This window comes from Microbulbifer harenosus, assembly GCF_005771435.1.
Taxonomy (GTDB): Bacteria; Pseudomonadota; Gammaproteobacteria; order Pseudomonadales; family Cellvibrionaceae; genus Microbulbifer; species Microbulbifer harenosus.
The window spans coordinates 83,276-107,727 of the sequence record NZ_VANI01000002.1; the positions used below are offsets into that span (position 1 = coordinate 83,276).

At 60.0% G+C, this 24,452-nt stretch carries 19 protein-coding genes and 3 tRNA genes; 9 read left to right on the plus strand and 13 right to left on the minus strand.

Annotated features, from left to right (window positions below):
• Nucleotides 1-20: 20 nt before the first annotated feature.
• The 4 genes from FDY93_RS01495 (at nucleotide 21) to FDY93_RS01510 (ending at nucleotide 4,307) form a co-directional block, all read left to right on the plus strand.
• The gene (locus FDY93_RS01495; protein WP_138233984.1) at nucleotides 21-1,544 is read left to right on the plus strand and encodes a tryptophan halogenase family protein; all 1,524 of its coding nucleotides are present in this window, start codon (nucleotides 21-23) and stop codon (nucleotides 1,542-1,544) included.
• 67 nt (nucleotides 1,545-1,611) lie between these two features.
• A complete protein-coding gene (locus FDY93_RS01500) occupies nucleotides 1,612-2,316 on the plus strand; it encodes a DUF6445 family protein (RefSeq protein ID WP_138233985.1) in 705 nt (234 codons plus the stop codon).
• A gap of 169 nt (nucleotides 2,317-2,485) precedes the next feature.
• On the plus strand, nucleotides 2,486-3,202 hold the full coding sequence (locus FDY93_RS01505; protein ID WP_138233986.1) for a SapC family protein: 717 nt from the start codon (nucleotides 2,486-2,488) through the stop codon (nucleotides 3,200-3,202).
• A 157-nt stretch (nucleotides 3,203-3,359) separates the two neighbouring features.
• Nucleotides 3,360-4,307 carry a sulfite exporter TauE/SafE family protein gene (locus tag FDY93_RS01510; RefSeq protein WP_246068413.1) on the plus strand — a complete coding sequence of 316 codons (948 nt, stop codon included), beginning with the start codon at nucleotides 3,360-3,362 and terminating at the stop codon, nucleotides 4,305-4,307.
• A 179-nt stretch (nucleotides 4,308-4,486) separates the two neighbouring features.
• On the opposite strand, the gene FDY93_RS01515 is transcribed toward FDY93_RS01510, so the two are convergent.
• The 11 genes from FDY93_RS01515 to FDY93_RS01565 form a co-directional block, all read right to left on the minus strand.
• Nucleotides 4,487-4,561 (minus strand) — tRNA-Gln (locus FDY93_RS01515).
• Between the two features lie 37 nt (nucleotides 4,562-4,598).
• Nucleotides 4,599-4,675, minus strand: a tRNA-Met gene (locus FDY93_RS01520).
• A 117-nt stretch (nucleotides 4,676-4,792) separates the two neighbouring features.
• Nucleotides 4,793-5,707 (minus strand): DMT family transporter, encoded by a 915-nt coding sequence (locus FDY93_RS01525; RefSeq protein WP_138233988.1) that lies wholly within the window; start codon nucleotides 5,705-5,707, stop codon nucleotides 4,793-4,795.
• Between the two features lie 123 nt (nucleotides 5,708-5,830).
• On the minus strand, nucleotides 5,831-6,922 hold the full coding sequence (gene ychF / locus FDY93_RS01530) for a redox-regulated ATPase YchF (protein WP_138233989.1): 1,092 nt from the start codon (nucleotides 6,920-6,922) through the stop codon (nucleotides 5,831-5,833).
• Nucleotides 6,923-6,986: 64 nt separating this feature from the next.
• Nucleotides 6,987-7,586 carry an aminoacyl-tRNA hydrolase gene (pth, locus tag FDY93_RS01535; RefSeq protein ID WP_138233990.1) on the minus strand — a complete coding sequence of 200 codons (600 nt, stop codon included), beginning with the start codon at nucleotides 7,584-7,586 and terminating at the stop codon, nucleotides 6,987-6,989.
• Nucleotides 7,587-7,614: 28 nt separating this feature from the next.
• Complete coding sequence (locus FDY93_RS01540) at nucleotides 7,615-8,238, minus strand: 50S ribosomal protein L25/general stress protein Ctc (protein ID WP_138233991.1); 624 nt, start codon at nucleotides 8,236-8,238, stop codon at nucleotides 7,615-7,617.
• Nucleotides 8,239-8,582: 344 nt separating this feature from the next.
• Nucleotides 8,583-9,515: a ribose-phosphate pyrophosphokinase gene (locus FDY93_RS01545; RefSeq protein WP_138234116.1), complete on the minus strand. Its 933-nt coding sequence runs from the start codon at nucleotides 9,513-9,515 to the stop codon at nucleotides 8,583-8,585.
• Between the two features lie 430 nt (nucleotides 9,516-9,945).
• Nucleotides 9,946-10,020, minus strand: a tRNA-Gln gene (locus tag FDY93_RS01550).
• A gap of 12 nt (nucleotides 10,021-10,032) precedes the next feature.
• Complete coding sequence (gene ispE / locus FDY93_RS01555) at nucleotides 10,033-10,944, minus strand: 4-(cytidine 5'-diphospho)-2-C-methyl-D-erythritol kinase (RefSeq protein ID WP_138233992.1); 912 nt, start codon at nucleotides 10,942-10,944, stop codon at nucleotides 10,033-10,035.
• A gap of 134 nt (nucleotides 10,945-11,078) precedes the next feature.
• Nucleotides 11,079-11,732, minus strand: a complete 654-nt coding sequence (gene lolB, locus FDY93_RS01560; RefSeq protein ID WP_138233993.1) for a lipoprotein insertase outer membrane protein LolB — start codon at nucleotides 11,730-11,732, stop codon at nucleotides 11,079-11,081.
• On the minus strand, nucleotides 11,716-13,545 hold the full coding sequence (locus tag FDY93_RS01565; protein WP_246068414.1) for a tetratricopeptide repeat protein: 1,830 nt from the start codon (nucleotides 13,543-13,545) through the stop codon (nucleotides 11,716-11,718). Before FDY93_RS01565 ends, lolB begins: the two co-directional genes overlap by 17 nt.
• Before the next feature lie 612 nt (nucleotides 13,546-14,157).
• On the opposite strand from FDY93_RS01565, the gene hemA reads away from it, so the two are divergent.
• The 5 genes from hemA to FDY93_RS01590 all read left to right on the plus strand — a co-directional run bounded on the left by hemA (nucleotide 14,158) and on the right by FDY93_RS01590 (nucleotide 21,226).
• Nucleotides 14,158-15,462: a glutamyl-tRNA reductase gene (gene hemA / locus FDY93_RS01570; RefSeq protein ID WP_138233994.1), complete on the plus strand. Its 1,305-nt coding sequence runs from the start codon at nucleotides 14,158-14,160 to the stop codon at nucleotides 15,460-15,462.
• The gene (gene prfA / locus FDY93_RS01575) at nucleotides 15,462-16,547 is read left to right on the plus strand and encodes a peptide chain release factor 1 (protein WP_138233995.1); all 1,086 of its coding nucleotides are present in this window, start codon (nucleotides 15,462-15,464) and stop codon (nucleotides 16,545-16,547) included. Before hemA ends, prfA begins: the two co-directional genes overlap by 1 nt.
• Before the next feature lie 4 nt (nucleotides 16,548-16,551).
• A complete protein-coding gene (gene prmC / locus FDY93_RS01580) occupies nucleotides 16,552-17,394 on the plus strand; it encodes a peptide chain release factor N(5)-glutamine methyltransferase (protein ID WP_138233996.1) in 843 nt (280 codons plus the stop codon).
• A 91-nt stretch (nucleotides 17,395-17,485) separates the two neighbouring features.
• The gene (locus FDY93_RS01585; protein WP_138233997.1) at nucleotides 17,486-18,394 is read left to right on the plus strand and encodes a cation diffusion facilitator family transporter; all 909 of its coding nucleotides are present in this window, start codon (nucleotides 17,486-17,488) and stop codon (nucleotides 18,392-18,394) included.
• 237 nt (nucleotides 18,395-18,631) lie between these two features.
• The gene (locus tag FDY93_RS01590; protein WP_220446076.1) at nucleotides 18,632-21,226 is read left to right on the plus strand and encodes a PQQ-like beta-propeller repeat protein; all 2,595 of its coding nucleotides are present in this window, start codon (nucleotides 18,632-18,634) and stop codon (nucleotides 21,224-21,226) included.
• A 55-nt stretch (nucleotides 21,227-21,281) separates the two neighbouring features.
• Here the strand turns inward: FDY93_RS01590 and FDY93_RS01595 are convergent, their stop codons facing one another.
• Nucleotides 21,282-22,826, minus strand: coding sequence for a succinylglutamate desuccinylase/aspartoacylase family protein (locus tag FDY93_RS01595; RefSeq protein ID WP_138233999.1), 1,545 nt, complete (start codon nucleotides 22,824-22,826; stop codon nucleotides 21,282-21,284).
• Between the two features lie 131 nt (nucleotides 22,827-22,957).
• The gene (locus FDY93_RS01600) at nucleotides 22,958-24,343 is read right to left on the minus strand and encodes an MATE family efflux transporter (RefSeq protein WP_138234000.1); all 1,386 of its coding nucleotides are present in this window, start codon (nucleotides 24,341-24,343) and stop codon (nucleotides 22,958-22,960) included.
• Between the last annotated feature and the right edge of the window lie 109 nt (nucleotides 24,344-24,452).

Genomic DNA, 24,452 nt, shown 5'->3' on the forward strand with positions numbered 1-24,452 from the left:
TTTGGCTGGAGATAAGCCCTATGAAAATAAGAAAAATAGCAATAGTTGGCGGCGGTACCGCGGGTTGGATGGCGGCGAATCATTTGGGCGTTGAGTTGGCCAGTGATCCGGACATTGAGATCACGGTCATCGAATCCAAAGAAGTTCCGGTGATAGGCGTGGGGGAGGGGACAGTCCCGAGAATCAAGGAGACTCTTGATCGGTTTGGCATCTCTGAAGTTGCCATGCTGGCCAATTGCGATACCACTTTCAAAACCGGAATCAAGTTCTCAAATTGGATGTCTGCAGAATCCGGGCATGACTTTTACTACCACCCTTTCAGCGCGCCCTTCCCGCAAGGTTTCGATGTTACGGACCACTGGCTATCGCAAAAGTCAGGCCCCTGTTTTTCCACCCTGTCTGAATCCTATCCGTTATCCGAGCAGGATCGCTGCCCCAAACGGAAATCCTCTCCGCCCTACACTGGCGCCGTGGATTATGCCTATCACTTCAACGCGGGGAAGTTCTCGGAACTGATCGCAGAGAATGCAAGACGGCGGTTTGGTGTTGTCCATAAATTTGCAACAGTGAAAGATGTTGTTCTCCGTGAAGATGGAGAAATCGCCTCGCTGGTCTTTAGCGATGGGAGCTCAGGGGAGTTTGATTTTTACCTGGACTGTAGTGGATTCAGCTCTGTGTTACTGGGGGGAGCCCTGAAAACGCCATTTGAGGACAGATCTGACCGAATTCTCACGGATTCTGCGCTTGTGCTTCAGGAGCCGACTGCGGAAGATGCAGCTATTCACCCGTACACCACCGCGCATGCACACAAGGCCGGGTGGATCTGGGATATCCCGCTGACAAACCGGCGAGGCCTCGGATGCGTGTATGCCAGCAAGTATATGTCTGATGTGGAGGCACTTGGTGAGCTTTCTGAGTATGTCGGGCGATCATTGAGTTCTGTCGATGTTCGGAAAATACCTATGAAAATAGGGTTTCGGGAAAATTTCTGGCGGAAAAACTGCGTGGCTTTCGGTTTGGCTCAAGGATTTGTAGAGCCGCTTGAGGCCACCTCCATTCTGGTTACGGATTTTTCCGCCAATCTGCTGGCCAAACGCTTCCCCCGTACCAGGGGGGATATTCCGCGGTTGTCCGAGTATTGCAATAAGATCGTGCGCTATACCTGGGAGCGGGTAATTGATTTCGTTCAGTTGCACTACTGTATTTCTGACCGCCGGGACTCTCAGTTTTGGGTAGACTGCACCGAGGGGGCAAAGCTGTCTGAAGAACTTGCTGACCGCCTGGATCGTTGGTCAATAGCCACACCAAAAAGTCTTGATTTTTTCAGTGCGTTTGACATTTTTGGGGTGGAGAACTATCTGTACGTTCTTTATGGAATGAAATATTCGACCAGGGCGATTTCACTCAGTGAAACGGAGCATCGGAGAGCCGCTGAAATTGTCGAAACGGCCAACCGGCATGCCGAAAAACTGGCGGCGGAGCTTATGCCTCAGCGAGTTTGGCTGACAGAGTTGCAGAAGCAGCTGACGCGTGCAGGCATGTAAAAAATGCCGCATTGAGAGGGGCGAGGTGGCCGAAAGTGATTTGGATTGAGTATGGAGTTCGGTTAAATTGAACACTCAAGTACTGAGCGTTGGTGAAGAAAAAAATACGGTTGTCGTTATTGATGACTTTCTTGAAGCTCCCAAAAACCTGGTGGTATTTGCGAGCCAGGCGAGTTTTGCGCCCTGGCCGATGGCTGCTGAGCGAAAGGGATATCCGGGTGTTCGGGCGGCCGCGCCTGAGCATCATGGGGCGATGATGATGGAGCGCCTGGATAGTGTGATTCGCCGGCACTTTTCGGTGCCCGCTAGCCACGAATTGAAGATTCATCAGGAAACGTTAAATTTGATTACTGTTCCTGAAGCGGAGCTTGGGCCGCTGCAGAGGGCTCCTCATTTTGATACCAGCGCTCCAGGACTTTATGCAGTACTGCTGTATCTGTGTGACGAAAGTCACGGCGGCACCGGTTTTTACCGCCATAAAAGCACAGGTTACGAGACTATCTCACCCCAGCGGGTAGAGCATTACCTCGATTGTTGCTACATCGAGTTCAACAAGTATCGCCGTCCCCAAAAGTACTGCCTGGACTCCGATGACCTTTTTACCAGGGTGGGTTTTGTTCCGGCCAGGTTTAACCGGCTTGTCATATACCGGGGTAACACATTACATAGTGCGAATATTCTCAACGAAAAAAGTATCAGCTCTGACCCGGTAGAAGGGCGCCTTACGGCAAACCTGTTTGTCAGCTATGAGGGCGCAACAGCTACTCCATGAGTCTTTTTGCTGTCCAGTACATGCCACTCTGCGGTTTTGAGGGCCGGTGGCTGCATGAGTTGCTGGCAAACTGGGCCGGTCTGGTGTAACTTTCTGCTTCCCTTTCTAAGTATAAAAAATATACTAAGCCGGGTTTTTAGAATAACTTCCAATTTAGATAAGGTGTTGTATGGCCACTGTAGAAGCCCCGAAAATCGTCCCTCTGCGCAGTGACGTTCACGGTAAGTTGAAAGTTCGTGAATTGGGGACCTTTGAGCACGTCAAGAATGCACATATGCTGCCGGTTACTGCTCATGAATTCTCCCGCCTGGGTGCAGAATACCCGATTGTTTTTGTCAAGAATTCCGAAACCGACCAGTTCCAGTCCGTTGCTCTCCTGGGCCTGAAAGTGGGTGAAAACCTGTTTGTTGACGGCGAAAAATGGAAAGGTGTCTTTGTTCCGGGTGCTGTGCGCAATCATCCTTTCGTGCTGGCACCGGCGGGTGAGAACAAAGAGCGCCTGATGGTTGGTCTGATCGAGAACAGCCCGGTTGTCGGTGAGGAAGAGGGCAATGCCCTGTTCACCGAATCCGGAGAGGAGTCCGAGTACCTGAAGGCCAAGAAAGAGTCCCTGGTGGGGTATCTGGAAAGCGACCAGATGACCAGGGCATTCATCACCATCCTGGCCGAGAAAGATCTGCTGACCACCCAGAATGTTGCGATCAATGCGGGCAGCGAAAAAATCAATCTGACCGGCATCTACATGGTGGACGAGAAGAAACTGGCCGAAATGAGCGAAGAGGATTTCGCGGATTTCCGCAAGCGTGGCTTCCTGGCGCCGCTGTATGCGCAGCTGGGCTCCATGCATCAGTTCTCCCGTCTGGCCAAAATGCAGGCGGACGCCTGATATCCCTGTTTCTCTCTGATCCCTCGGGGCTCCGTGTCTGGAGCCCTGATTTCCTTTCGAGTTCTGTCCAATGTCTCTGCTCAAGCGATTAGCAGCCTGGCTTGTTTTCCTCGGTTTGTTCTATACAGCCTGGCTGCTTTTGGTATTTGGTGGGGGTATGTGGTCTGTGGTGGTCGACCACTGGCCTATGGCGCTGTCCATGGCGATCGGCAGCTACGCCGCCGGCTCTACCCCCATGGGTGGGGGAACCGTCGGTTTCCCGGTTCTGGTTTTGCTGTTCGACATGCCAGCCAGCCTGGGCAGGGATTTCAGCTTTGCTGTTCAGTCGATCGGCATGGTCAGTGCCAGTATCTTTATCCTCTGCCGCCGTCAGCCTCTCGCCTGGAGCATGTTGCGTGGGGCTATGCTCGGTGCGGTACTGGGTACCCCTCTTGGCATTCTGTTCCTCTCGCCGTTGATACCGGAACTCTGGATAAAGTTGGCGTTTGCGGTCATCTGGGGCAGCTTCGGGATATTGCACCTGTATCGGCTGCAGGAGATTACCTCTCATTCCGAGCTTGGTGCGGGAGCGTCTGCCAGGGAGTTTCGCCTTGGTCTGTTGGCGGGTTTCTGCGCGGGAGGGATGGCGGCGGCCATTACCGGTGTTGGCATCGACATGGTTGTCTATGCGTTGCTGGTGCTGCTGTTCCGAGTGGACCTCAAGGTGGCAATTCCCACTTCCGTGATCATCATGGCGTTTACTTCCCTGGTAGGTGTAGCGGTTAAAAGCCTGACGGGAACCTGGCAGCCGGGCGTACTCGGAAACTGGCTGGCGGCTGCGCCGGTAGTTGCCCTTGGTGCGCCGCTTGGCGTTTTTGTGGTGGGACTGATCGGCCGCAAACCCACACTGCTGGTGGTGGCGATCCTATGCATCGGTCAGTATCTGTGGACGGGTTACACCGAGCGCGACACGCTGGGCTTCACCGGGATGATGGTATACATTGGAGCAGTGCTGGTTTGTCTGTTGGGATTTGAGTGGTTGCGAAGCAGGGGGAATGTCGGTTCTACCGCGACTGACGATGTTTCCGGATCTCCCGTTGTGCCGCTGGAGCGGTCTGCGGTCTGAATCCGGTCTACTCAGGAATCAATAAAAAAGGCGATCCTGCAAAGGATCGCCTTTTTATATGGCTGGGGCGGAGGGATTAGCTTTGCCTGTGGCTCGCTAGTCTCCGCTGGCTTTGCCAGCTCCGACTCGAACCGTCAGAGTACGCCGCTTTCGCAGAACTCACTGCCAACCTGAAAATATGGCTGGGGCGGAAGGATTCGAACCTTCGCATGACGGGATCAAAACCCGCTGCCTTACCGCTTGGCTACGCCCCAGTAAAGATACTGCGAGAGCTTTCTCGCAGGAAGAAAGTGGTAGCAAGGGCGAGACTTGAACTCGCGACCTCAGCATTATGAGTGCTGCGCTCTAACCAGCTGAGCTACCTTGCCACAAACAAACTCGGCTAACCGAGGGCGCGAATAATAGGGGGCTCGCGCGGGCCTGTCAACACTATTTTTACTAAATTAATCAGTAGCTTAGCTCGCACTCGTTTTCCGGCGGCGCAGTTAGCGGCCGCGTCCGATGGCGGCAAGCAGAGAGCCGATGACCACGGCAAATGCGCCAATCCAGCTGATCCAGTTCATGGGTTCCACTTCGATGTATCCCGGCCACAGGGCACCGATAAGGCTGCTGAGGGCCAGGGTCATCAGCGGTACCAGGGCCAGAGTGGCGCTGACCCGAGAAGCCTCCCAAGAGGCCATGGCCTTGGCGAAGGCGCCGTAGGCAATCAGGGTGTTGGCTGTGAGGAACAGCAGCAATGCCCAGCCCAGCGGGGGTAATGACAGCGCCAGCGCCGGCTTGGCCACAGGCAGGAAACACAGGGTGCCCGCGAGATAGATCAGTATCAGTAGGTTGTGGGGCCGGGATTCAGCCACGATCTTTTTCTGGAACAGACCGTACACCGCCCAGGTTACCGCCGCGATCACCACCAGCCCCACTCCAAACAGGTATTCCCTGTTCTCACCCTGCACCAGCTCCGCCAGGCGCAGGTTAAAGAACAGTGCCAGCCCGATACATACCATGCTCACGCCTACCCACTGGCGTGGGGAAAAGCGCTCGCCGAGCCATATCACACTGAATATCAGTAACAGCAAGGGCGCCAGCTGGATCAGTACCTGCAGTGCGCCGGGGGTAATGTAGTTGAGGCCGGTGGCGTAGGCGATGTAATTTCCCAGCAGGCCGCCTACCGCCAGCAGCGTATACGGCAGCAGTTTTCCGCGAAAGAGGTTGCCCAATTCCAGCTCCCGCCTCCATCCGTACCAGAGGCCGGCGAATATGGCGGCACCGAAGAAGCGGTACCAGGTGATGGTGGTGGAATCCATGTCGGCGATCAGGCCTTTCATGGCGATGGGCAGTAGAGCCCACAGGAAGGCGGTGGTCAGTGCCAGCGGCAGGCCGACTTTCCAGTTGGATTGGTACATGGCAACCTGTGGTGTTGTTGCGAAAGGTACTGCGGGTGGCAGTGTGGTATTTGCGGGGTTCTTGTGGAACCCCGCAAATATGGTCCGGACTCCGGCCGGAGGGGTAGGGGTGGGATTGCGGGATCAGACGTTGAAGCGGAAGTGCACCACGTCGCCGTCAACCACCACATACTCCTTGCCTTCAAGGCGCCATTTGCCGGCCTCTTTGGCTCCGGCTTCGCCCTTGTGGGCGACGAAATCGTTGTAGCTGATCACCTCTGCGCGGATGAACCCCTTTTCGAAATCCGTGTGAATCTTGCCTGCCGCCTGAGGTGCGGTGGCACCCTGGGGAATGGTCCATGCGCGCACTTCTTTTACACCGGCGGTGAAGTAGGTGTGCAGGCCGAGCAACTGGTAACCGGCGCGGATCACCCGGTTCAGACCCGGCTCTTCCATGCCGAGCCCTTCCAGGAATTCCAGTTTTTCATCGTCGTCAAGTTCGGCGATTTCGGATTCCAGTTTGTTGCAGATGGGTACCAGTACGGCGTTTTCTTCCGCGGCGATGGCGGCTACGGCATCCAGGTGCGGGTTGTTCTCGAAGCCGTCTTCGTCCACGTTGGCGATGTACATGGTGGGCTTGATGGTAAGCAGGCTCAGCTCGCGCAGGTCCGCCAGTTCGTCGGTGTCCAGGCCGAATGAGCGCAGGGGCTTGGCTTCGTTCAGGTGTGGCTGGATCTTCTCCAGTAGCGCCTTCATGCGGATGGCGTGTTTATCCTGGCCCTTGGCCGCGCGGCTGTAGCGCTGTAGAGCCTTCTCTACGGTGTCGAGGTCCGCCAGGGCCAGCTCGGTATTGATCACCTCGATATCCGCTACCGGATGCACGCGGTTGGCCACGTGGATCACGTTGTCGTTTTCGAAGCAGCGCACTACGTGGGCAATAGCGTCGGTCTCGCGGATGTTGGCGAGAAATTTGTTGCCGAGGCCTTCACCCTTGGAAGCGCCGGCCACCAGGCCGGCGATATCTGTGAACTCCATGGTGGTGGGGATCACTTTCTGTGGCTTCACGATCTCCGCCAGCTTGTCGAGGCGCGGGTCCGGTACCGGCACGATGCCTGCGTTGGGCTCTATGGTGCAGAAAGGGAAGTTTTCCGCGTCAATACCCGCTTTGGTCAGGGCATTGAACAGGGTAGATTTGCCCACATTGGGCAGGCCGACGATACCGCAAGTGAAACCCATGGTCGTAATCCTGTTGGTGTGGCGGAAGCGCTGGTGACGCAACGCCGTCTAATTTGGAAAGCCGTTATTTGGCGCTGGTGTGCAGTGTTTTCATCGCGCCGTTCCAGTCGCCCTGGACGGCGGCGGGCATGACATCCACCGCGCGGTCGATGGCTTCGGCCAGTTGGTCCTGCTCGGTGCGAGGGGCGCGCTGCAGCACATAATTAGCAACATCACGGGCGTTGCCAGGGTGGTCTATGCCGAGGCGCAGGCGCATGAACTCCCGGTTGTTGCCGAGAGCGGCGATAATATCGCGCAGGCCATTGTGTCCCCCGTGGCCGCCGCCGTGCTTCAGTCGTGCGACACCGCAGGGCAGGTCCAGCTCATCGTGAGCAACCAGGATGGCCGCGGCGGGGATCTTGAAGAAATTCGCCAGCGGGCCCACTGCCTGGCCACTGCGATTCATGTAGGTGGTGGGAATCAGCAGGCGGATTTCCTGCCCGCCGATCCGCACGCGGCCGGAGAGGCCGTGATACTTGCTGTCTGGCGCGAGCTGGGCACCGTGGATACGGGCCAGCTCGGCGACAAAGTCGGCCCCGGCGTTGTGTCGTGTCCGGTCGTACTCGGGGCCTGGATTGCCCAGGCCCACAATCAACTGGATGGGCGTGTCCGGAGCCTTGCTCAAGGTACTGTTACCTTAAATTGCCGGCGGATTACTCGCCGGACTCTTCGCCTTCGGCAGCCTCGGCTTCGATAGCGCCGCGCGGCTTGTGCACGGAGGCAACAACCAGGTCGTGGTCAGCACCGTGGGACAGGTCCACAGACTCAACGCCAGCCGGCAGTTTGATGTCGGAAATGTGGATGTTGCCGTCCAGCTCCAGGTTGGCCAGGTCTACTTCAATGAACTCGGGCAGCTTGGAGGCCGGTGCACTGATTTCCAGCTCGGTCAGGGTGTGGGAGACGATACCGCCGGCTTTAACGCCTTTGCACTTGTCTTCGTTCAGGAAGTGAACAGGCACTTTCACGTGAACTTTGGTGTCGGCGGAAACGCGCTGGAAGTCAGCGTGCAGCAGGATGGCTTTGGCCGGGTGACGCTGCAGATCGCGCAGGATCACAGTTTCGTCCTTGCCATCAATGTTCAGGGTCAGAACGGAGGAGTAAACCGCTTCGTTTTCCAGGGCCTTGAACATATCTTTCTGCAGCAGGGCAATGTTTTGCGGCTCGGCTTTGCCACCGTAAACGATGGCCGGAACTTTCGCTTCCTCGCGACGCAGGCGGCGGCTCGCACCTTTCCCTTCGTCGCTGCGGACGCTGGCATTCAGTTTGAAATCAGACATGGGATAAACCTCGGGTTGTCTGTCCAGAAGGCCCTGCGACCGGAACCCTCTGGGATTGCTATAAAATGGGCAAAAGCTATTGAATCGCCCAATAGTAAACGCCCGGCGGTGCCGGGCGGGCGCGTATTCTAAGGGGAAGTACCGGGGAATGCCAGAGGTAATGGGGTGAGGCAAATATCGCGTAGGAGCCTGCTTGCAGGCGAACAGGAAGTTTTATCGCAAGCAGCCACCCATGGGGCCAGGTCCGGCCCGGCCGTCCGTGGCCGGGCGCCCATGAGAGCAGCGAGCAGTGCTCGCTATACGCTCTCCAGGGCCCTGCAAGCAGGCTCCTACAGAGGGTTGGCTTACGAGCGGAACATGGCCGACAGGGACTCTTCGTTGCTGATGCGGCGCATGGTTTCAGCCAGCATCGCCGACAGGGTCAGCTGGCGTATCTTCGGAGCCTTTTCCATCTTGTCGCCCAGCGGGATGGAGTCGGTGACCACCAGCTCATCCAGTACGGAATTGTTCAGGTTGTCGATAGCCTTGCCGGAAAGTACCGGGTGCGTACAGTAGGCCACTACCTTCATGGCGCCGTGATCTTTCAGGGCGTTGGCCGCATTGCACAGGGTGCCTGCGGTATCCACCATATCGTCCACCAGCAGGCAGGTGCGGCCGCTGACTTCGCCAATGATGTTCATCACCTCGGCCACGTTTGCAGCCGGCCGGCGCTTGTCGATGATCGCCAGGTCGCAGCCCAGGCTCTTCGCCACCGCGCGCGCGCGCACTACACCGCCAATGTCCGGCGAAACCACCACCAGGTTTTCGTACTTCTGACGCTCGATATCGTCCAGCAGCACGGAAGAGCCGTAGACATTGTCTACGGGGACGTCAAAGAAGCCCTGAATCTGTTCCGCGTGCAGGTCGACGGTCAGAACGCGGTCGATGCCCACGCTCACCATCATATCGGCGACCACTTTGGCGGAGATGGGTACTCGCTGGGAGCGAACGCGGCGGTCCTGACGGGCGTAGCCGAAGTAGGGCACCACCGCGGTAATACGGCCTGCTGACGCGCGGCGTAGCGCGTCAACCAGCAGGATCAGCTCCATCAGGTTGCGGTTCGTGGGCTGGCAGGTGGACTGCACCACGAACACATCGCGGCCGCGCACATTGTCGGTGATCTCTACCGCGATCTCGCCGTCGGAGAAGCGCTTGACCACCGCCTCCCCCAGCGGAATCGCCATATGGTCAACAATCTTTTGTGCCAGTTCCGGGTTTGCGTTGCCGGTGAAGACCATCAAGTCAGCCACTGCGAGTACCTTTTTCGTTGGTAAGTAGAAGATAGTAGTGAAATTCAGGTGAGTTGCGGAGCGAGAGTTGCTTGCAGGATAGTGTGATGCCGGTTCATTGGGCGACCATGGATGCAAGGGTGTAGGTGTGGGCTTTCGCCTAAAGTTAACTCGGGAGGTGCCGAGCGCTCCGCTAGCGGGCCAAGGAGGGCCCGCCCGCAAATCAGCTTGCTGATTTGTCGGGAGCTTATCGCGGACATGTGCCGCGGTAAGCGTCTTTTCAGCAATTCAGGGATGAATTGATGAAAACTTAAAAAGTGGCTGGGGCGGAAGGATTAGCTTCGCCTGCGGCTCGCTGGTCTCCGCTGGCTTCGCCAGCTCCGGCTCGAACCTGTCAGGGTGCTCTGCTTTCGCCAAGCTCATTGCCACACTGAAAATATGGCTGGGGCGGAAGGATTCGAACCTTCGCATGACGGGATCAAAACCCGCTGCCTTACCGCTTGGCTACGCCCCAGCAATGTTGCACTCAGTCAGCCTGGACTGCTGCTGCAAACTTCGCGAGTTGCCTGTGTGTGGGTGATTCATTTACACCCCTGGCAACAAAACCTCTGAGCCCTGCAGGTCGTTTGGCAAACGCGTGTTGTGCACTCGCTTCCGAATCGAAGCCGGCAAACACACAGGCGCCGGTTCCTGTCAGAAATGCCTGCCCAAACTGCGCAAGCCATTCTCTGGCCAGTCGAACTTTCGGGTAGAGGTTCTCGACCAATGGCTGAAAATCATTGCCCGCATATTCATCGAGCCATTGTGTGTTCAGCCGCCTGTCGCGAAGGGCCGCTAATGTAATTGCGGCGGAATCTCTTGTCAAACGCGGATCGGAAAATAACGCACCAGTGCTCACGTGACAGTCAGGCGTCAGCACCAGATACCAGCGGGGAGTGATGGACACCGGGGTAAGTTGCTCGCCAACACCCTCGGCGAAGGCGGAATACCCGCGCACGAACACCGGCACATCGGCACCCAGATGTCGGCCAAGCTCCGCGAGAGTGTCGATATCGAGGCCGCAGCGCCAGACTGCGTTCAGCCCGAGCAGGGTTGTCGCTGCATCGCTGCTGCCGCCCCCCACGCCGCCCCCCGCCGGCAGGATTTTTTTTACCGAAATGCGCACCCCCGGCGCGTTGTTGCCGCGAGCCTGCTTGATCAGCAGCGCTGCACGGTAAATCAGGTTGTGTTCCGGGGCGACATCTACGCCAGGACAGTCCAGTTCGATGGTGTCGGAATCGGTGGAGGAAAAGGTCAGCGTGTCGCCGTAGTCCAGCAGTTGAAATACCGTTTGCAGCTCGTGATAACCATCGGTCCGACGGCCGAGAATTCGCAGCATCAGATTAAGTTTGGCGGGTGCGGTCAGTGTCAGGGCTGGCGATGCGGTGCGGGCGTTCATATTGTCGGTAGCGGGCGCCTGGGCTGCGAAAACGGGCCGCTATGGTAGCAGCCCGCCGGGACAGCGAATACCGACAAGGCGGCGGCGGGGATGACGTAACGGGCTAAGATGGGTCTACAAGCGTCGCGGGAGCCTCACTTTGGCTCCCACTCCTTGATCACCACGGTCACACTGACCGGTCCTGCGGCCTGGTTGGTGGCGGCCTTAATGCGGGTGGGAAGCTGGTAGGGACCCACGGACTGGTAACCGCCAAAATCCAGTTGCCATCCAGCCTGCTGTAATCTCAACAGCTGGCCCTGGGCGTTTCTCTGCTCACCGCTAACCGCGCCAGGTGCGACAAGGCCGCGCACCCAGTAAAACATTTCCGACACCGGCAGCGGCCAGCCCATGATTTCTTCCGTCAGTTGTGCCGGGTTAGAGGCAAACACTGCCGGATCGTTACCGCGCTGCAGACTGACGCCAGTGGGAGATCCGCTGATCATTGTGGCGCCGGCACCCAGTGGGCCGCTGAGATGAATGCGGTAGTTGCCGCTGGCCTGTTGCCAGGTGAGGTTGGCGCTGCCATTTTCCTTCGGCGAGCGCACACCGAGTTTGCCTTTGGCTTCCCAGCGTTGCAGTGCCGCAGCGGATTGCGCCTGCGCGGTTTGGGCGGGTGGCTGCTGGGGCTGCGGTTTTTGCGCGCTGCATGCCGCCAGCAACAGTAATAGCAGCGCGGCCATCAGCTTTTGTGCGTATTGCGTCGGTGTAAAAAAATGGGGCAGAGAGAGAACTTCAGCTTTCCGTAACATGCTGTTCCAGTCTTTGTTGATCCTGCAGCCGTTGCATGGCCTCTGGAATAAGTTTGCTTTCCGGGTTTAGTTGCAATCCCTGCTCCCATACCTGCATCGCCTGCTGGCGTTCGCCCAGCGCCCACAGGGCTTCCCCCAGGTGGGCGGCGATTTCGTGATCCTGGAGCATTGCCAGGGCTTTCTGCAGGTATTTCACTGCCTCGCGGTGGTTGCCGAGGCGGTGATGAGCCCAGCCCATACTGTCGATTATGGCCGGGTCGTCCGGGCTCAGGTCCAGCGCTTTGGTAATCAATACCAGCGCTTCGTCGAGACGGTCGTCGTAGGAAAGCAGTTTGTAACCCAACGTGTTCAGGAGGTTCGCATTATCCGGGTCGCGGGACAACAATTTGCGCAGACCCAGTTCAAAGTTTTCAATATCGCCGAGCTGTTCGCTGGTCATGGCGTGGGCGTAGATCAGGCGGTTGCTGTCTTCGTTGGCTTTGATGGCTTCCGCAAGCAGTGATTGCGCTTCCTTCAGGTAGCCGTGCTTGGTAAAGAGTTCCGTCTGCAGCAGGTAAAACTGTTCCTGCTGTCCCGTGTGGCGTTGGCGCAGTTCCTCGAACCACTCGTGGGCTTCGGTGAGGTTGCCATTGCCGGTCAGCAGCTCGGTACCCTGAGTGATGGCCTGCACATAGTCACCGCCGGGGCGGACCATGCGGTAATGGGTCACCGCCTGTTTGGTGTCGCCACTGTGTTTGGCGATTCCCGCGAGATAGAAATGTGCTGCGGATTCGTGCTCTTGAAGCGTCAGCAGTTTCTCAAGCAGGGGTTTGGCCTGGTCGTACTGTTTGGTTTCATACTGGATCAGCGCCAGAGACAGCATCAGGTTGCCGTCGTTGGGGCGTTGCTTTACCAGTTCGATGAACTGTTGCTGGGCGAGCTCCAGGTCGTCGCGTATCAGAAGGCGCGCATATTGCAGACGCAGGCGGCTCTCTTTGGGATAGAGAGCGACGAGGTTTTCCAGTAGTTTGCGCGCCTCTTTTTCGCGCCCCATATCTATAAGGATGTGTGACTCCAGTAGCGGGGCATCCAGCAGCGACGGGTCCCGTTCCTGTACCTGGCGAGTGACACGCAGGGCTTCTTCGTGTTTTTTGTTGGCTCGTAACAGCATCGCGAGTGCGAGAGATGCTTCTGTGTTTTCCGGATATTTTTGCGAGAGACGCAGGAACTCCGGCAGCACTTTCGCCGCCAGCTCCTCGTTGTCGACAGCGGTGGCGGCGACAGACTGCAGTGGTGCATCGCCGCCCAGTTCCAATGCGCGCTCCGCGTGGTGCAGGGCGTTGTCCAGTTCGCCGGCCAGGGTCAATTCGGCAGTGGCCACGAGCTGGGCTTCCGGGTTGTCCGGTTCCAGCTCTACCCACAGCTGTGCCGAGCGCAGCGCGGCGCGGCGGGCGTTCAGAAAGCGTGCGATGCGGGTGGCGCGTGCGGCGACACCCGCATCCTTGGTGTGTTCAGCCTGGAAGTAGTAATTGGCGAGCGCCAGATCATACTGCTCGCGATTACCCGCCACTTCCGCCACCAACAGGGTGTAAAAGGTTTCGATGGGGAAAGGCTTGACGTTATCTTCCGGTGTTTCGTCGTCCGCCTGCGCTGTCGCCGCAGCGGTATCGCCACTCCGCGCTTCTCGCCTTTCCTGGCTGGTGTCGCGATTGTCGGCACCCTGCTCGAAGGCGATGGGTGCGTCTACTGCGCCCGGCTGCGGCGGCTGTTGGGCGCAGGCGCACAACACCGCAACAGAGATCGCCGCCGCCAGCCGCTGGCTGTGCCGTTGCATCCGGTGTGGATATACAGACCGGGGAGGCTGTCCGCTTCCCGCATTCGCACCTGGGGTGCGGGTGGTGCACAACACGTGCGCAGGCCTGCTGGGGAAAAGAGCTGCAAAGAAAAGCTGCATAGAAACGTGTCCGTACGTTCGCGCCGTCCATCTGCCAACCTTGGGCGTTACTACCAGCGGTGGATCCGAGCCGCTGGGCGAAGGTGTGGCGGCGTTACTGGCGCCAGGCCTGTCCGGGTGATGGGGCGTCTGTTGGCGTATTTTTCCGGGTTATCGCCGTATAATTCTAGTTCCCAATTCAGCCCCTGTTGGCCGCCGCCTGGCCCCTCCGGCAAAGTCAGCACCTATTTAAACCCCAGTGCGTCGAATCGCGGTGCGGAGCGGTGTGCCGAAGCACAAAAAGGAATGGGCGACAGCCAACGCGGCCTTCTGCGCCTCGGCGCAACCCGTTTTGCCCGCGGCACTGGCGGAAACTGGCTATCAGGTGAATAGGTTGATACCGCTTGCACCCCGCCCTGCAGGCCCGGACAATGTGCGGCCAATTCAGCCAGCTGTGGGTCTGCTGCCCGCCGCAAAGGGCGCACTGGGCGCCCCAAGAGATGACGAGAACCGATGTCAATCATTGCCCTGGGAATCAATCACGACAGCGCGCCGGTGGCCGTGCGCGAGCGGGTGGCCTTCGCCCCTGAAGTGATGCCCAGCGCTCTGGCCGAAGCCCGCACGGCCCTGGAATGCCGCGAGCTGGCGATCCTGTCTACCTGCAACCGCACCGAGATCTACGGTGACGTTGCTCCGGAGCTGCTGTTGGCGTGGATCTCCCAGTATCACAGTGTGCCACTGGAGCAGTTATCCGGTTGCCACTATCAGTTCACCGACGAGCTGGCAGTGCGCCACATGATGCGGGTGGCTTGCGGACTCGACTCACTGGTTCTCGGCGAACCGCAGATTCTCGGGCAGATGAAGTCCGCCTACGCCGTGGCGCGGGAGTCTGGCAGCGTTGGCTCGACTCTGCACAACGTATTCCAGCAGGTGTTTTCGGTGGCGAAAAAAGTGCGTACCGAAACCGCAATTGGCGAGAACCCGGTATCCGTTGCCTACGCCGCGGTATCGCTGGCATCGCGCATCTTCACCGATCTCGGTCAGCAGACGGCACTGCTGATCGGCGCCGGCGACACCATCGAACTGGTGGCCCGGCATTTGCTGGACAAGGGTGTCAAGAAACTGATCGTCGCCAACCGAACCCTGAGCCGGGCCCAGTCGCTGGCGGAGAATTTCGGTGCCGAAGCGATTTTGCTGGCGGACATACCCGAGTACCTGCCGCGCGCCGACATCCTTATCAGCTCCACCGCCAGCCAACTGCCGATTCTCGGCAAGGGCGCGGTGGAAACAGCGCTCAAGCAGCGTCGCCACCGCCCCATGTTCATGGTGGATATTGCCGTGCCGCGGGATATCGAGCCGCAGGTGGCGAAACTGGACGACGTTTACCTGTATACCGTCGACGACCTGCGCGGCGTGATTGACGAAGGCAAGCGCCTGCGCGAGCAGGCGGCGGAGGCGGCGCACCATATTGTCGATGCCGCGGCGCAGGCCTTCATGCGCGAACAGCGCAGTCTGCAGGCGGTGGACTCCATTCGCAGCTACCGTCAGCAGGCCCAGGCCGTGAGTAAGGACGAGCTGCAAAAAGCGCTGATCCAACTGCGCGCTGGCGGTGACCCGGAGCAACTGCTGGAGCAGATGGCGCGCACCCTCACCAACAAACTGATCCACGCACCCACCGTGGCCCTGCGTCAGGCCACCGCCGACGGTGACCTGGAACGGCTGCGCATCGCGCGGGAAATCATAGGCCTGCAGCCGGACGCATCCGGGCAGGACATGCACCATTCGGCCGCCGCGCCGGAGAAGAAGAATCTCAAGTAATGAAAGCTTCGGTACAACAGAAACTCGACCACCTAGTAGAGCGCCACGAGGAGGTTTCCGCCCTGTTGGGGGATGCGGAAACCATCAGCGATCAGGACCGGTTCCGCGACCTGTCACGGGAATACGCGGAACTCGAAGAGGTGGTGAAGTGCTACCAGCGCTTCAAAACCCTGCAGGACGACATGGTCACCGCGCGGGAAATGCTCAACGACAGCGACGCGGACCTGCGCCAGATGGCTCAGGAGGAACTGCGTGCGGCGGAGGCCCAGCTTGAGCCGCTGGAAAAAGAGCTGCAGACCCTGCTGCTGCCACGGGACCCGAATGACCGCAAGAACGTCTACCTGGAAATCCGCGCCGGCACCGGCGGCGACGAGGCCGCGATCTTCTCCGGTGACCTGTTCCGCATGTACTCCCGCTATGGGGAGAAGCAGGGCTGGCGCATCGAGGTGATTAGCGAGAACCCCGGTGAACACGGCGGTTACAAGGAAATCATCACCCGTGTGGTGGGTGAGGATGTGTACGCGCGGCTCAAGTTCGAGTCCGGCGCGCACCGCGTGCAGCGGGTGCCGGAAACCGAATCCCAGGGGCGCATCCATACCTCCGCCTGTACCGTGGCGGTGATGCCGGAGCCGGACGAACGCGACGCCATCGAGATCAACAAGGCGGACCTGCGCGTGGATACCTACCGGGCCTCCGGCGCCGGCGGGCAGCACGTGAATAAGACAGACTCCGCGGTGCGCCTCACCCATATTCCCACCGGCATCGTGGTGGAGTGCCAGGATGAGCGCTCCCAGCACAAGAACCGCGCCAAGGCGATGGCCCTGTTGCAGGCCAAACTGAACAGCGCCCAGGAATCCGCCGCCGCCCAGGAAATCTCCGATGCGCGCCGCAACCTGGTGGGCAGCGGCGACCGCTCCGAGCGCATCCGCACCTACAACTTCCCGCAGGGGCGCCTCACCGATCACCGCATCGGTCTTACCCTGTACAAGCTGGACGAAGTGATGCAAGGCTCGCTGGATGAGGTTATCGGCGCGCTGCGCAATGAGTACCAGGCCGACCAGCTGGCGGCATTGGGGCAACACTGACTTCATGGCCACAGTGAAGGACAATCTGCTGCGGGCGTCGGAACTGACGGAAAGCGACAGCCCCAGGCTGGATCTGGAGGTGTTGCTCTGCCATCTGCTGGGCAAGTCCCGAGCCTGGCTCTACACCTGGCCGGAGCACCCGCTCGACGAGGTCCAGCAGGCGCAGTTCGAGCGCCTGCTGAAGCGCCGTATAGCCGGCGAACCGGTGGCTCACCTCACGGGGACACGGGAGTTCTGGTCGCTGCCGCTGAAGGTCAATCGCGCCACCCTGATCCCGCGCCCGGATACCGAAGTGCTGGTGGAAGCGGTACTGGCGCTGTGCCCGCCGGAACCATTGCGATTGCTGGATCTCGGCACCGGCACCGGCGCCATTGCGCTTGCGCTTGCCGGCGAAAAGCCGCACTGGCAGATCACGGCTGTCGACCGTATGCCGGCGGCGGTTGCGCTGGCGGAAGAGAACCGCCAGCAGCTCGGATTCTCCAATGTGGAAATTCTGCAAAGCGACTGGTTTGCGGCGCTGGCCGAACGCACCTTTGATGTGATCGTCAGCAACCCGCCCTATATTGATCCAAAGGATCCGCATCTGCGTGAAGGCGACGTGCGTTTCGAACCGCTGTCGGCACTGGTGGCGGAAGAGGCGGGGCTCGCGGATATCCGTGAGATTGCGTCGGCGGCGCGCGCGCATCTCACCGCCGGCGGTCTGCTGGCCGTCGAGCACGGTTGGGATCAGGGCAAAGCGGTGCGAAACATTTTCAGTGAACGTGGATATTCTGAAGTGGAAACCCGTCTTGACTATGCCGGGCGGGAACGTATCACTCTGGGACGATTTTCCGGCGCCCACCTGTAGGAGCTTGCCTGCAAGCGAACTGTCCGGAGCCCGATCCATTCGCCTGCAGGCAGGCTCCTACAGGCGTGCGATTTTTTGCGGGAGGGAATCCATGCACGACCACGCTCATCACCATCACGGTAGCGACCACCTGAAACCCCTTGTCTGGGGCCTCGTTATCACACTCGTATTCGCCATGGTGGAAGCCATCGGCGGCTGGATTTCCGGTTCCCTCGCACTGCTAGGCGACGCCGGGCACATGGTTACGGATTCCTTCTCCCTCGCCCTCGGTGCCGTTGCCGCGCTGCTCGCGCGCAAGCCCGCCAGCCGCGAAATGTCCTTCGGCTGGGGGCGCGCGGAAGTGCTGGCGGCGCTGGTCAATGCGGTACTCATGCTGGTGATCGTGATCGGTATTAGCATTGCGGCCTTCGACCGTCTGCGCGCACCGCAACCGGTACAGGGCGGTATGGTGATGCTGATCGCCGCCATCGGCCTGCTGGTCAATATTGCGGTGGCCTGGGTGCTGCACCGCGGTGAGCAGACTCTGAATATCCGCGGCGCGTTGCTGCATGTGATGGGCGATCTTTTGGGGTCGGTAGCGGCGCTGGTGGCGGGTGCAGTGATCTATTTCACCGGCTGGACGCCCATCGATCCGCTGCTGTCGGTACTGATCTGCGTGCTGATTCTGTTTTCCAGCCTGAAACTGCTGCGGGATGCGGTGGATGTGCTGATGCAGCGGGTGCCGCGGGAACTCAGCCTGCCGATAGTGGGGGAGACCATGGCGGCGGTGGAGGGCGTGAAGTCGGTGCACGACCTGCATATCTGGCGGCTCGACAGCAGGTCTGTTTCCCTATCCGCGCATATCGTGGTGGAAGACCTCATCGCCTGGCCCAGAGTACTGGAGCGCTTGCGCAAAACCCTGCACCAGCGTTTCGATATCGATCACATCACCCTGCAGCCGGAGCCGCTGCATTTTGATCCCACGCCGATTATTGATCGGGTGTCGCCTCCGAAACTCTGAGACTTCGGTCCTCCTCCTGCCCCACAGCGATAACCTGTTGCGGTTGTGATACCTGTGGCCCGCGTTGCTATTGGCCTCAGATCCGGCGCACCGGGCGATAAAGTTGATGCACTTGGCAATTACAACTTCCGCTTGGGCATTCTGGCGCAACAATGAACGTCTGCCTTTGTAAGCGTAATAAAATGCGCGCCGCTACCGCACGGGATGTGTGCGTAAAGTGATTACAAGGATTCAATGATGATTTTAGTTCACCAATGGACAAAGGATTTATGGCGTCATACTGCGGGTAAACTGGCGATTGTACTGCTGAGTGCGACGCTGGCGGCTTGCGGTGGGGGCGGAAGTGGCGGCAACTCCGGGGATGGAGGCGGCTCCGGCAGCGGCGGCGGTTCCAGTAGCGGCTCCTCCAGTTCCAGCAGCAGCTCTTCCAGCTCCAGTAGCAGTTCTTCCAGCTCCAGCAGTAGTTCCTCAAGCTCCAGCAGCTCGTCCGGCTCCGGCAGCAGTTCCTCCAGCTCCGGTGGCGAGCTACCCGCTCCGGCTGTCGCCGCTGTGCTCAGGGCCGAGCCGGATTCTCAGGCGGTCACCCTGGCCTGGGACGACACGGGGGCGCAGAGTTACAACCTGTATTACGCCACAGCCCCGGGCTGTGATCCCGAAAACTATGCAAGCTGTCCGGGCGGAACCATGGTCGTGGGCGCTGAGTCGCCGTACCGGCTAACTGGTCTGGAGAACGGGCAGAATTATTGGTTCCGCCTGGAATCCGTGGCTGAGGGAGACAATGCGTTCTCCAAAGAAGCCGGTGTGCGGCCGGATCGGCTGGTGCCGAATAGCGACGTTCTCGCCGTCACTCACGACAGTGCCGGCATCGCTTATATGGGCGGGTATTTTAACCGCTTCGGTGTGCGCAGTGGCCACGGGGTGCCGATCGACAAAGAGAGCGGCCATGCCAAAGCCTTTTCCACCGTGAATCTTGCCGTCAACGCCGCGGTCCCCGACGGTGCCGGGGGATTTTATATCGGCGGTATTTTTACCACGGTGGGTGACGAAGCACGTAACAATCTGGCCCATATCCGTGCCGACGGTACTCTTGGGGATTGGAACCCGAATGCCAGCGGTGGGGTCGATGCTCTTCTGTTGGTGGGGAACACCTTGTACGTAGGAGGGCCGTTTACCTCGGTCGGGGGGCAGCCGCGCGAGAAGCTGGCGGCCATCGATATCCGCGACGGCAGCGTGCGGGACTGGAACCCGGGTGTCGGAGGCACCGTCAAAACCCTGGCTGCGGCGGGGGACGTTCTTTACGTGGGAGGAAATTTCAGCAGCGTCGCTGGGCAAGCGCGGGGTAATCTGGCGGCCATCAATATTAGCGATGGCAGCCTGCGGGACTGGAATCCTGGGGCTGATGCCTCTGTCAGTAGCCTTGCGCTGGGGGGCGATACTCTGTACGTAGCGGGCAACTTCACCAACATGGGCGGGCAGCCCCGCAGTCGCTTGGCGGCCGTCGATACCGCGGATGGCAGCCTGCGGGACTGGAATCCGGCAGCCAGTAGTAGCGTCAGCGCCATTGTACTGGTGGGCGACACCCTGTATGCAGGTGGGTTGTTCACCAGTATCGACGACACATTTCGCTTTCGTCTGGCGGCTATAGATGCCAATGACGGCAGTCTGCGCAATTGGATGCCGTTCGTTGGTGGCTTCGTCTATTCCCTCGCAGTGGCGGGCGACACCGTGTACGCGGGAGGGTCTTTCGATGAGGTTGACGAGGAATCGCGCCACAACTTGCTCGCTGTCGATATCGGTGATGGCAGTCTGCGCGACTGGAATCCGGGTGCGGGCGGTCCTGTCAACACGCTTGCGGTGTCTGGAGATACCATCTACGCGGGAGGGAGCTTCAGCAGTTTTGGGGGGGTTCCCCGTAGTCATCTGGCAGCCGTCAATGCTGACGGTAGTCTGCGGGACTGGAATCCGGGAGCCGATCGCTTTGTCACAGCTCTCGCAGTGACAGACGATACCCTGTATGTGGCGGGTGGCTTTCACGAGATTGGCGGGCAGCTCCGCGAGACACTGGCGGCTGTCGATACCCGTGACGGCAGTGTGCGGGACTGGAATCCGGGGGAGATTGACAGTGCGATCGAAGTCCTCGCACTGGCGGGCGACACCTTGTATTTGGGTGGGTGGTTTACCGAGGTCGGAGGGCAGTCGCGCCATCGCCTGGCGGCGATTGACACGCGCGATGGCCGCCTGATTGACTGGAACCCGGGCGCTGACGATATTGTTTATACACTCCTTCCGGTTGCGGACACCCTGTACGTGGGGGGCGTTTTCAATGAGGCCGGTGGCCTGCCGCGCGAGGGGCTGGCGGCAATCGATACCGTCGACGGCAGCGTGCGGGACTGGAATCCGGGGGCCAATGGAACAGTCTCTTCTCTTGCGCAGCGGAATGACACCTTGTATGTGGCAGGGCGGATTAAGGAGGAGGGCAAACCGTGGGCCCCTTACCTGGCGGCGATCGATATCAACGATGACAGTCTGCAGGATTGGAGGGTGTCAATGAGCGGTAAGGTCAAAGCCCTGGCGCTTGCCGGAGACACCCTGTACGTGGGGGGGCAGGTCCTCGGTATGGAAGGGAAGCTACGCGGTGGTATGGTAGCAATTGATATTGCTGATGGCAGTGTGCGGGACTGGGACGTGATGGTGAATCATTACGTCAACGCCCTGTCGGCTAGCGAGAGCAGTATTTATGCCGGGGGGGACTTTTTGAGTATTTCCACGGCCATTGACGACGTTCTGTTGCCATATTTCGCGATCTTCCCACCGGCAGTGGACAGCGAATAATCCGCAAGCCCCTACATCAGGCCCCGGCGTTCAGCCGGGGCGCTGTTCCGGGCGTTCAATCTTCCTCCCGTCCCTCATCGTCCTCCGAATTCTGCAGCGGTTCCTCTGCGGACTGCACTGGGACGTCCGTCGCCGGCTCATCCACCGAATCATCCCTGTCCGCTGCTGGCCCTGATAGTGCTCCCTCAGCCGTTGCCGGTGTCTCAGGTGCCGGTTCCGCAGTCACTTCCGCCGGCGGGCTGATCTGCTCCTGCGGTGCCTGAATGCCGATGTGGTAGGCGGCAAATCCCGGCTGTACCACCTGGTCCATCGCCATCCCCAGAATGCGCCCGTTGTACTGGGAGCGGATTTCTTTGCGGACATTGGTGATCGGGTTGGTGACGGTGCCCAGCAGGTCGCCCTTGCTCACCGTCTGCCCCAGCTTCACCTTACTGAAAATGATGCCGCCGGTGGTGGCGCGCTGCCAGGTGGAGTTGTAGTACACCGGTTCCGGTTCGCCCCACAGGCGGAACTTGCTCACCATGCCCAGTTGATTGAGCAGGGTGCGGATGCCTTTCACGCTGTGACTCACCGAGGGTTCATCCAGCACCATCGGTGCGCCGGCTTCCAGAGTGACGGTAGGGATGCCCGCCTCTACCGCTTCGCGCCGCAAGGTGCCCTTGGCGCCCTTACTGTGTAGCACCACGGTGGAACCGAACCCTTTGGTCAGCTTCACCACCTTGGGGTCGGTGAGGTCGCCGCGCAGCTGCGGCAAGTTGGTGCGGTAGAAGGAGCCGGTGTGCAGATCGACGATGGCATTACAGTGCACGACCACCTCGTTGAAAAACGAGCGCGCGATGCGCGAGGCGGACGAGCCGCGCTTGTCGCCGGGGAAGTGGCGGTTCAGATCGCGGCGGTCGGTGAGATAGCGGGAGCCGCGATGGAAGCCCTGGAGGTTCACGATGGGCACGCCGATCACCGCGCCTTTCAAGGTTTTTGGATCGAGGTTGTACATCACCCGGCGCACGGTCTCGATGCCGTTCAGCTCATCGCCGTGCAGTGCCGCGGTGAGACACAGCGTTGGGCCGGGTTCCGCGCCGTTGACCACGAGTACCGGTGTCGCGCTGTAGACGCCTTCAAAATGCTGGCTGGGGGACCAGGCCAGGCGGGTGGATGTGGCCGGTGGCACCTCGGCCCCGAGCAGCTGCAGCGGGCGGCCAATCGGGGCGGCCGGCTCCTGCTGAGTCTCTTCCGGTGCCGGGCTGCTGGCGGTTTCCGGGGCGGGTTTTGGGGTTGTTTCTGCCGCGGGTTCCGCTGCCGGTGCGGGCTGCTCGATGGGCGGAGCCACCAGCTCCTGTTCACTGACGGGCTTGTCCAGCTCGATACTCTTGGCCTGGGGCATGGCCGGTTTTTTAGGCTCTTCGCTCTTGTCCTCATCGGTTTTCGCGTCAGTGCTGATCTGCGCGGCGGACACCGGTTCCTCGACGGAGGACGTTTCCGGGGGTGGCGCCGCGACATCCTCTGGTGCAACGGCGTCCTCCGCGTGCATCGGGGAGGTGTACACCGTGCAAAAACTGGCGAGGGAAACAATCAGGGTTAGGCTCAGAGAGCGGCGGCGCATGAAACACTCCAGTGGGGAAAAACGGTAGATTCTGATGTCCGGGGCTGAGAGCGCGAGTATAGCCAAAGGGTTCCCGCGGCATTGCGCGTTACTTGGCGAATTTGCGACGGTATCCGGGGCCGGCGGCGGGATCAGTTCAGACGGGGCTCATCCTCACCGGTTGCCGGGCGCTTGTCCAGTTGGCGCCCGCAGGTACGCCACAGGCGTAGCAACAGTAGTACAGCGGCGGTGCCGAGCCCGATGCAGATCCCGACCCAGTAGCCGTAAACCCCCCATAAATGCTCTCCAATCCACCAGGCACTGGCGAGCCCAACTACCCAGTAGGAGAACAACTGCAGATACATCGGCACCCGTGTATCGCGATAGCCGCGCAGCGCGCCCGCCGCCATGGCCTGGGTCACGTCCACCAGTTGGAATGCCGCGGCGAGCAGTAACAGGTTTCTCGCCACGGCGATGATGTCCGGATTGCTGGTGTACGCGAGCACCAGCAGGTCGCGAAAGCCGATCAGGATGGCACCGGTGAGCAGAGCGTAGGCGAAGCCACTGCCGACACCCACCGCGCTGACAAAGCGTGCGCGTTTGGGGCGGTTCTGCCCGAGCACCTGCGCGGTGCGGATACTGACCGCCTGCGCCAGGGCCAGGGCGACGAGATAGAAAACGGAGCCGATGCTGAGGCCGATCTGATGCGCAGCGACGATCGTGGCGCCATAGGATGCGAGCAACAGAGTGAGACTGGCGAAGAAGGTCACTTCGCTGGCGGCGCCGATGCAGATGGGCATGCCTACCGCCAGCAGGTGTTTGAGGGTGGGCCAGTGCGGGCGCGGTGGCCGCAGCTTCAGGTCGAGAGCGCGGTACGCCGGGTCGCGGCCCGCGTGCCAGTAGAGCGCAATGGCGATACACCAGCACACGATGCTGGTGGCAAAGCCACAGCCGGCGCCGCCCATCGCTGGAATTGGCCCCCAGCCAAATACGAACAGCACATCCAGAGGAACGTTCAGTACCGCGGCGGCGAGGTAGATCCGCATCACCGGGCGCACCTGTGCCATGCCCTCGCAATAGCCGCGCAATGCACTGCCGATGGCAAAGGGCAGGGTACCAATCGCCAGCGCCTGCAGGTACTGCACCATTACCCGACGCACCGGCTCCTCGGTCTGGATCCACTGACTCCACAGTGGGGCCGCTAACAGAGCCGCCGCCACCAGCAGTCCGCCAGTCAGTGCAATCCACACCGACTGGCGCATCTGCCGCGCGCAGCCGGCCTCATCCCGCGCTCCGCGCAAATTGGCGACCACTGGGGAAACCGCCGCCAGCATGCCAATCAGGGTGACGGCACACACCGCCCAGATACTGGAGCCGAGTGCGAGCCCCGCAAGATTCAACTCGCCGGACTGGCCGGCAACGATGGTGTCGGTAACCCCCATGCTCACTACCGCCAGATTGCTGACCACCAGTGGCCCGCCGAGTTTGGTCAGGTGGCGCAGCTCGGTGGCTGTAGCGCGTTTGTAGAGCTTTGGCATCGGAGAATCTGTACAGCTGGCTAAACTGGTCGGAAGTGGCTCAGGCTGGAGTGTAGGTGCCTGTTCCGGATCAGTCGGAAAGTGGGGCAACGGGTGCGTGAATTGTCGG

Coding starts and splice junctions, on each gene's coding strand:
- FDY93_RS01495 (WP_138233984.1), top strand. CDS start 21: ATGAAAATAAGAAAAATAGCAATAGTTGGCGGCGGTACCGCGGGTTGG.
- FDY93_RS01505 (WP_138233986.1), top strand. CDS start 2,486: ATGGCCACTGTAGAAGCCCCGAAAATCGTCCCTCTGCGCAGTGACGTT.
- FDY93_RS01510 (WP_246068413.1), top strand. CDS start 3,360: ATGTGGTCTGTGGTGGTCGACCACTGGCCTATGGCGCTGTCCATGGCG.
- FDY93_RS01525 (WP_138233988.1), bottom strand. CDS start 5,707: ATGTACCAATCCAACTGGAAAGTCGGCCTGCCGCTGGCACTGACCACC.
- ychF (WP_138233989.1), bottom strand. CDS start 6,922: ATGGGTTTCACTTGCGGTATCGTCGGCCTGCCCAATGTGGGCAAATCT.
- FDY93_RS01540 (WP_138233991.1), bottom strand. CDS start 8,238: ATGTCTGATTTCAAACTGAATGCCAGCGTCCGCAGCGACGAAGGGAAA.
- FDY93_RS01545 (WP_138234116.1), bottom strand. CDS start 9,515: ATGGTCTTCACCGGCAACGCAAACCCGGAACTGGCACAAAAGATTGTT.
- ispE (WP_138233992.1), bottom strand. CDS start 10,944: ATGAACGCCCGCACCGCATCGCCAGCCCTGACACTGACCGCACCCGCC.
- lolB (WP_138233993.1), bottom strand. CDS start 11,732: ATGTTACGGAAAGCTGAAGTTCTCTCTCTGCCCCATTTTTTTACACCG.
- FDY93_RS01565 (WP_246068414.1), bottom strand. CDS start 13,545: ATGCAACGGCACAGCCAGCGGCTGGCGGCGGCGATCTCTGTTGCGGTG.
- hemA (WP_138233994.1), top strand. CDS start 14,158: ATGTCAATCATTGCCCTGGGAATCAATCACGACAGCGCGCCGGTGGCC.
- prfA (WP_138233995.1), top strand. CDS start 15,462: ATGAAAGCTTCGGTACAACAGAAACTCGACCACCTAGTAGAGCGCCAC.
- prmC (WP_138233996.1), top strand. CDS start 16,552: ATGGCCACAGTGAAGGACAATCTGCTGCGGGCGTCGGAACTGACGGAA.
- FDY93_RS01585 (WP_138233997.1), top strand. CDS start 17,486: ATGCACGACCACGCTCATCACCATCACGGTAGCGACCACCTGAAACCC.
- FDY93_RS01590 (WP_220446076.1), top strand. CDS start 18,632: ATGATTTTAGTTCACCAATGGACAAAGGATTTATGGCGTCATACTGCG.
- FDY93_RS01595 (WP_138233999.1), bottom strand. CDS start 22,826: ATGCGCCGCCGCTCTCTGAGCCTAACCCTGATTGTTTCCCTCGCCAGT.
- FDY93_RS01600 (WP_138234000.1), bottom strand. CDS start 24,343: ATGCCAAAGCTCTACAAACGCGCTACAGCCACCGAGCTGCGCCACCTG.